This is a genomic window from uncultured Holdemanella sp. (genome assembly GCF_934772795.1).
Lineage (GTDB): Bacteria > Bacillota_I > Bacilli_A > Erysipelotrichales > Erysipelotrichaceae > Holdemanella.
This window is the reverse complement of record NZ_CAKVMR010000090.1, coordinates 1-7,084: the sequence shown is the minus strand read 5'-3', so window position 1 is coordinate 7,084 and position 7,084 is coordinate 1. Positions and strand designations below refer to the sequence as shown.

Below are 7,084 nucleotides of genomic sequence, written 5' to 3'. Positions count from 1 at the left end.
GCGAATTTTTAGCTACTTAGCACTCTGCCCCAAGTAATCTTAAAGCAGATCTAAACCCTAACTATTCTTATATAGTCATGGATTTAGCGTCGAAAGGCGCTTTTTTTGTGCAAAAGACACATTAAATAAATTAGGATATAAAGCTAAAATCAACACTCATACAACGTCTTGTATAAATTGACTTCTGGCATATATCTTTATTTCGAATGCCACTTAAGATGTTGTTGATCTTCATAAATTCATCTTGAAACATCTTGTTCCCGATCATCATTGTATGTAACTCACTATATTGAAATAACGCTAGATAACCTTGTAGATAATGTGTCATTACATTTCTTTTGCCTCTGAAGAATGCTTTGATTCTGTCATGAAGACGATTAACCATTTCTAAGGTATATCCATCTTTCGATTTTTCACCTGATGGTATTTTGACCCATTTTATGTTTAATGCATCCATTAATTGATGATAGCTTCTTTGACTATCGCTGATTACGACTGATCCAGGACATATTGAATTTTTAAAAATATCTATTAGCGTGCTAGAGGTGGGACGACCTCTGTCTGCTGTGTGTACAACACAATTTCCGTCTTCATCTATTGCGCATGCGATACCAATTTTATCTTTACTTATACCTCTACGATTTTGGTTTACAAACCCCTTAGCTTGGTAAGTCAAATATGTTTCATCTAGTGCAATTTTCTTTGACAATTGCTTTTTGTTTATCAATTCATTAAGCACATACATAAGTTTATGTCTGTTATAAAAAGCTGAAACAATACTGATACCTACAAGCTTTGCGGTTTTAGATAAATAATCATTGTTCAATGAAGAATAAAATAAGGTTTCCCATTGTTCTTTTGATAAATGAGACCAATGCATTAGATGATTTGTACTATTAATGAATCTTCGTTTACAATTATTGCATTTATAACGTTGTCTTCCTTTACTGTTTTTTCCAGCCTTAACAATATGAACACTTCCACAATAAGGGCAACACTCAATATGAGAGCTGAATAGAAATTCAAAGCATGACTGCTTAATGGCGTCAGATAATTGTAGTAACTCATTCGTATCGTAATTATCGAATGTTCTTGTATCTAACAACTCTGTAGATTCATCTATTTTTAAATTGAATTCTGTAAACATGGTTCATTACCTCGCTTACAGGTAAAGTGTACTAGTCTAATCGACAATAATGATGTCTATATCCCGTTTTATTAAATGTGACTTTGTGCAAAAAATTAAAATTTATTAGAAAAAGTGCATTTTTTTACGTATAAGAGTATGTAGGAAATGCCTACTAGAAAAGAGGTGCTCATGAGAAGTACTAATTTATTAAACAATTTCGCCTTTAAGCATGTCTTTGGCGAAGATTGTAAAGAGGCCAATGATGCCTTAAAATCATTACTTACGGTATTTTTGGAAAGGAAGGTGTTAAATGTACATGTAACGAATGTGGGAGTTGATCCAATACTTGAAGTTTTTGTAGAATTTGACGACAACACCAAGATGAAACTAGCTATTCTGATAGATCAAAATATAATCAAATTACATCGCTTATCTGAATATTATCTTATGAGGTTGTTTGGATCACAGGAAGAATATGATTTAAACCCATGTCAAGTCATTGCGTTCTATGATGGTAAGGAATGTGAATTTGAAATAGATCTTCAATTTAGAAATGATAATGGTATTTTGTTTTTTCCGGATGGCATGTTGAAAATATCTGTGTATTCAACACAAAATTTAGATAAGTCTTATGATCAGATGAATGATAAAGAAAAAATGGTATATTACTTTTTGAATTGTCGTGATAATGGTAAAACTAAGATGATAGAAAATGATGAAGTAATTCAAACGGTAGAAAAACGAGTAGAAACCATATCGAATGATTGTTGGACAAAATGGATTGAAGACTTTAGAATACAACAAGAAAATGAACTAAAACTTGAATTTGAAGACGCTCAAAAACGATTAAAGAAAGCTCAAAAACGATTAGAGGAAGCGAATAAACGATTAGAGGAAGCGAATAAACGATTAGAGAAAGCAAATGAAAAAGTACAAGAAGCAAATAAACGTGCAGATGAATCTGATAAGCTGGTGATAAGATGAATCAAGAAATGACTTTGATGCTCCAAACTATACTTTCAAATGGAATGAGTGTATCTGAAATAGCGAAGTGTGTATCTAAAAGTGAAGAAGAAATTTTGGAATTGATTTGCTAGCCACCTTAATGGTGGCTTTTGTATTACAGTTTCTTGGAAAGGTAGGTGTTTTAAATTACAACACCACATAATAACGCAAATATAGAAGATGTCGCTAAAGTTGTATTAGCAACAGTTGATAGAGTGCGTATTAAATAGATGTGGTAAGTCATGTTGTTTAGTAAATTAAGCTCGCATAAAAATGCCATAAGATTTAATGTTGGATTGTATGTTGTAAAAATAAAAATATATGTTGTAGAATTAGAATGTGAATTGAAAATTTAAGATTAATCAATGTTATTTGTAGAGGAAGGTGTTAAGAATGCTAACGAAAAGGCAAATTGAAATTATAAAAAAATTAAATGATGAAGATAAGCTTACTGCCCAAAATTTAGCATCATCTTTGCATGTTTCTACAAAAACGATTCGAAATGATATTCATGCGATTAATACGATGTATCCAAATAGTGTTGAAGCTATGCAGGCTTCAGGATTTAAATTGATGAATAAGGAAATCTTTGCACTCATAAAAAAAACAAAGCTTAATTCAAATAATACAGATATTGAATTTTTGGTATTAAAACATTTAATGGCTGGAACTAGTACTTACATTGATGATTTATCTGATGATTTGTTTATTAGTAATACGTCACTTTTAAAAATAATAAAGAAAATAAATAATTTGTTGGAAAAAGAAAATTTTAAGTTATCAATCATAAGAAGAGATAATAAGCTTTATTTAATAGGGAGTGAAGAGGAAAAAAGAAAAGCAATCTCATTCACAATATCTCATGAATTTACATCAAATGTTTTAAACATTAATGATTACGCAAATTTTTTTCAAGGTTTAAATTTAACATTGTTGAAACAAAAGACAATTGGATATCTTAATGAAAAAAACATCAAAATGAGAGATATTGAATTGATTAGCTTTCTATTGCACGTAGCAATAATGATAGATCGAATAAAGAATAAGCATAATATTGTATATGATAATTATAATAATATAGACTCATATTTTATTGATTTAGCAAATGAATATTTATGCTTGTTACAGCAAATTAGTGATATTACATTTAATGACAGTGAAATTAATTATTTGGCTACTTTATTTGCAGGGAAGGTAGATGTTAATACAAGCGAAAATACGGATAAAATTCAAATGTTAATAGATTTTATGTTAAAAGATATAAATGAAATGTATGGTATAGATTTTCAATCGGATGAACAGTTAAAAGATAATTTGATTGCACATCTAATTGGTTTACAGAATCGAATCAAATATAATACATTTTTAATGAATCCCATGATAGAAGATATAAAACGCAGGTTTCCTATATTATTTGATATTAGTGTCTACATGGCAGATCAAATTCAAAGTTTTTATCATGTTCGTCTATATGAGGAAGAAATAAGTTATCTTACACTTCATTTAATGGGCTCTTTGGAACGTAACGGGGAAAGAGAAAATAAAAGCGTTGTTATCATCTCACCTGTAGGTAAATCTGGGATGCAATATTTTAATAGAAGACTCAATCATTTGCATCAATATGATATTTATATTAAATCCATATTATCGTGTTTCGAATATGATAAAGTTAATCTCTATCATCCTGATTTAGTTATTAGTTTTGACGACTCCATTAAAATAAAGGAGTATCCGATTTATTATGTTAAGAATCTTTTAAATGATGAAGATATTGAAAATATTTATAATATGTTACACCAAAATCATAAAGGAAATAAATGTTTGGACTTTTTTGAGGAAGAATTGTTTTTTCCTAAAGAGAATTTTGATTCAAAAGAAATGGTTATTCACTTTCTAAGTGATAAATTAGTTGAGAAAGGCTATGCGGATAAAAGATTTGAATCTTTAGTGTTAAATCGTGAAATAGTGGCTCCAACAGCATATGGTAATTTATTTGCGATGCCTCATCCGATAAAAAAAGAAGGACTTAAAAATAAGATTGCTGTTTGTTCGTTGAATAAAAGTATAAATTGGGATGATAAAAAAGTTAGATTAATATTTTTAATTTGCTTAAATAAAGATAGCCAAGAATCTGGCTTTGATGAACTATTTGATCGAATTGTTAGTATATTGGATAATCCTGAAAAAGCAGAGTCTTTAATAAAACAGGACAACTATTCGAAGTTCTTGAATCTTTTCTTTGAATATTAAAATTATGGGTATTTTAAAAACTGCATAACACATAATGAACGTAAATCCTTAATCTAAAGGATAAACGTTCATTTTTATTTGGTTACAAAATGTAATATGTATTTTTAGGTTAGATATAATTCTTTTATGAATTGTTGAGCGAACGTATTTTCCATTTATAAGTGGAAAATCTGTTTTTTACCAATTGTAAAATTAGTTTTACAATTTTTATGCATAAAGAAAGGATTTATAGATATGGATATGGAAATAAGCTGTATGCAAATGATTTTGCATAGTGGAAATTCTCGTGGTGATTCTAGTGAAGCTATTGAATGTTTAAAAGAAAAACAATTTGATAAAGCATCGGAACTATTAGAAAATGCTAAATCAGAATTATTGTTAGCACAAAAAACTCACGCAGAATTGTTAAGAACAATGACGAATGATGAATCAATTCCTATGAATTTATTATTGGTGCATGCAGAGGATCATGTGGCAAGTTCGGAAGTGGTATTAACTATGGCTAACGAATTGTTCGCTGTTTATTCAATTTTGAATGATGGAAAGGTGTACTAGAATATGGGGTTAAGAAAAGATTTCCTTTGGGGTAGTGCAACTGCTTCTTATCAATGTGAAGGAGCCGTAAATGAAGGCGGAAGAGTTCCGAGTATGTGGGACACGTATTTGCATGATGGCGGATATGAAACTGGTGATGTAGCTAGTGATTTTTATCATCATTATAAAGAAGATATAAAAATGATGGCTGAAGGTGGTCAAAATACATTACGTCTGTCATTAGCATGGCCAAGAATAATCAAAAACATTGAGGGTGAAATCAATGAAGAAGGTATTGAATTTTATCGTGATGTTTTAAAAACTTGTCATCAATATGGAATTACACCATTTGTAACAATTTATCATTGGGATTTACCTCAATATTTAGAAGAAAAAGGTGGTTGGCTAAATGAAGAAACATGTTATGCATTTGAGCAATATGCAAAAGTATGTTTTGAAAAGTTTGGTGATTTGATTGAATATTGGGTAACGTTTAATGAACCTAAATGGTTTACATTCAATGGCTATATGGTTGGAAATTATCCTCCAGGACATCATAGTGCTCAAGAAATGATTATTGCGGCATATCATGTTATGTATGCAAGTGCATTAGGAGTTCGAGCTTTTAAGAAAGGCCATTATAAAGGGATGATTGGTATCGTTCATAGTTTTGGACCTGTAGATGGAATTGATGATACTTTGGCTACTAAAATAGCTATGCGATTTGCAGATAACTATGCAAATAATTGGATTTTAGATACGGCAGCTAAAGGTGAAATACCATTCGATTTATTATGCGTTTTATCTCAAAATTATGATTTGTCATGCATCAAAGATGAACATTTGCCAATTATTAAAAATTATACAGTAGATTTCTTGGGATTAAATTATTATTCACGTGTATGGGTAAAACCATATAGTGGAGGAGAGACTCAATTGGTTGTTAATAACAGTGGTAAAGACTTTAAAGGAGAAAGTAAGATTGTTATTAAAGGATGGTTTGAACAGATTATGAATAATCCGGACGCTATCTATACTGAATGGGATGTAGAAATATATCCACAAGGTTTACAGAAGGGCCTAAAACAAGTATGGGAAAAATATCATTTACCTATTTTTATCACTGAAAATGGTGTTGGAGTAAGAGAAGATATCACTGTAAATCAAGTAGAAGATGATTATCGTATTTCATTCATGAATGATCATATTAGTGCGATTATGAATGCAGTTGACGCTGGTGTGGATGTTCGTGGATATTATGCATGGAGTACGTTTGATTTGTATTCTTGGAAAAATGGTGTTGAAAAACGCTATGGCTTGGTAGGTATTGATTTTGATGATAAGGAATTAAAACGTAAACCTAAGAAAAGTTATTATTGGTATAAATCTATTGCTGAAAGTAATGGAGAAAAAATACAAAGAAAGGATTGGTAAAAAAATGAAGGTAATGTTAGTTTGCAATGCTGGGATGTCCACAGGGATTCTAGCTAAAAAGATTGAAGAAGCAAGTGGTGGTAAACTTGAATGTAAAGCATACGGGGAAGCCGAATATCTTAATCATGTTGGAGAAGGTTATGAATTATTGTTGATTGGTCCACAAATTCGTCATCTAAAAAAACAGATTGAAGAGTCTGTATCAATTCCAGTGGATACTATTGCTCCACAATATTATGGAATGATGAATGGTAAAGGCGTTTTTAAAGAAATAGAGAAAAAGTATAACTTGTAAAGATTACAAAAGGAGAAGATATTTTATGATGGAAAATTTTACAACTTTTCTAGAAGAAAAGTTAATGCCAATTGCAACTAAATTCTCGACTCAGAGACATTTAAAAGCAATTCGTGACGCATTTATTTGTATTATGCCAATTACATTGGCAGGTGGTATTGTTTCGGTTATTGCCGCAGCTCCAGCTCCAGAAGGAACAACAAACGGACTATTACTTGCGTGGGCAGCTTTTGTAAGTAATAACAATATGATTTTATCTTGGATTAATGCTATTACTATGGGAGCTATGTCATTGTATGTAACAATTGCATTAACTTCATTTTTAGCTAAATCTTATAAATTAGATAATTTATTACCTATTTTACCTGAATTATTCATGAAAATATAAAAATTCGTAGAATGTTCCTAATTTAAAGGAAATCTACGAATTTTTCTTA

The 7,084-nt window shown here is 30.3% G+C and carries 7 protein-coding genes; 6 read left to right on the top strand and 1 reads right to left on the bottom strand.

The window, feature by feature from the left end; translation table 11 throughout:
- Positions 1-130: 130 nt before the first annotated feature.
- Positions 131-1,147, bottom strand: coding sequence for an IS1595 family transposase (locus Q0F04_RS11135; RefSeq protein ID WP_295753313.1), 1,017 nt, complete (start codon positions 1,145-1,147; stop codon positions 131-133).
- A 171-nt stretch (positions 1,148-1,318) separates the two neighbouring features.
- Here Q0F04_RS11135 and Q0F04_RS11130 point away from each other — a divergent pair, with 171 nt between their 5' ends.
- The 6 genes from Q0F04_RS11130 to Q0F04_RS11105 all read left to right on the top strand — a co-directional run bounded on the left by Q0F04_RS11130 (position 1,319) and on the right by Q0F04_RS11105 (position 7,035).
- Positions 1,319-2,113, top strand: a complete 795-nt coding sequence (locus Q0F04_RS11130; protein ID WP_295753311.1) for a hypothetical protein — start codon at positions 1,319-1,321, stop codon at positions 2,111-2,113.
- Between the two features lie 414 nt (positions 2,114-2,527).
- On the top strand, positions 2,528-4,384 hold the full coding sequence (locus tag Q0F04_RS11125) for a BglG family transcription antiterminator (RefSeq protein WP_295753309.1): 1,857 nt from the start codon (positions 2,528-2,530) through the stop codon (positions 4,382-4,384).
- Between the two features lie 234 nt (positions 4,385-4,618).
- Entirely contained in the window at positions 4,619-4,939 is a 321-nt protein-coding gene (locus Q0F04_RS11120) for a PTS lactose/cellobiose transporter subunit IIA (protein WP_295753308.1), read from the top strand.
- A gap of 3 nt (positions 4,940-4,942) precedes the next feature.
- Positions 4,943-6,352, top strand: a complete 1,410-nt coding sequence (locus tag Q0F04_RS11115) for a glycoside hydrolase family 1 protein (RefSeq protein ID WP_295753305.1) — start codon at positions 4,943-4,945, stop codon at positions 6,350-6,352.
- A 4-nt stretch (positions 6,353-6,356) separates the two neighbouring features.
- A complete protein-coding gene (locus Q0F04_RS11110; RefSeq protein ID WP_295753303.1) occupies positions 6,357-6,647 on the top strand; it encodes a PTS sugar transporter subunit IIB in 291 nt (96 codons plus the stop codon).
- Between the two features lie 25 nt (positions 6,648-6,672).
- On the top strand, positions 6,673-7,035 hold the full coding sequence (locus Q0F04_RS11105; protein ID WP_295753301.1) for a hypothetical protein: 363 nt from the start codon (positions 6,673-6,675) through the stop codon (positions 7,033-7,035).
- Positions 7,036-7,084 lie beyond the last annotated feature (49 nt).

What these genes read in the sequence shown, in the direction of transcription:
- Q0F04_RS11135 (WP_295753313.1), bottom strand. Translation starts at nt 1,147, where the DNA reads ATGTTTACAGAATTCAATTTAAAAATAGATGAATCTACAGAGTTGTTA.
- Q0F04_RS11130 (WP_295753311.1), top strand. Translation starts at nt 1,319, where the DNA reads ATGAGAAGTACTAATTTATTAAACAATTTCGCCTTTAAGCATGTCTTT.
- Q0F04_RS11125 (WP_295753309.1), top strand. Translation starts at nt 2,528, where the DNA reads ATGCTAACGAAAAGGCAAATTGAAATTATAAAAAAATTAAATGATGAA.
- Q0F04_RS11120 (WP_295753308.1), top strand. Translation starts at nt 4,619, where the DNA reads ATGGATATGGAAATAAGCTGTATGCAAATGATTTTGCATAGTGGAAAT.
- Q0F04_RS11115 (WP_295753305.1), top strand. Translation starts at nt 4,943, where the DNA reads ATGGGGTTAAGAAAAGATTTCCTTTGGGGTAGTGCAACTGCTTCTTAT.
- Q0F04_RS11110 (WP_295753303.1), top strand. Translation starts at nt 6,357, where the DNA reads ATGAAGGTAATGTTAGTTTGCAATGCTGGGATGTCCACAGGGATTCTA.
- Q0F04_RS11105 (WP_295753301.1), top strand. Translation starts at nt 6,673, where the DNA reads ATGATGGAAAATTTTACAACTTTTCTAGAAGAAAAGTTAATGCCAATT.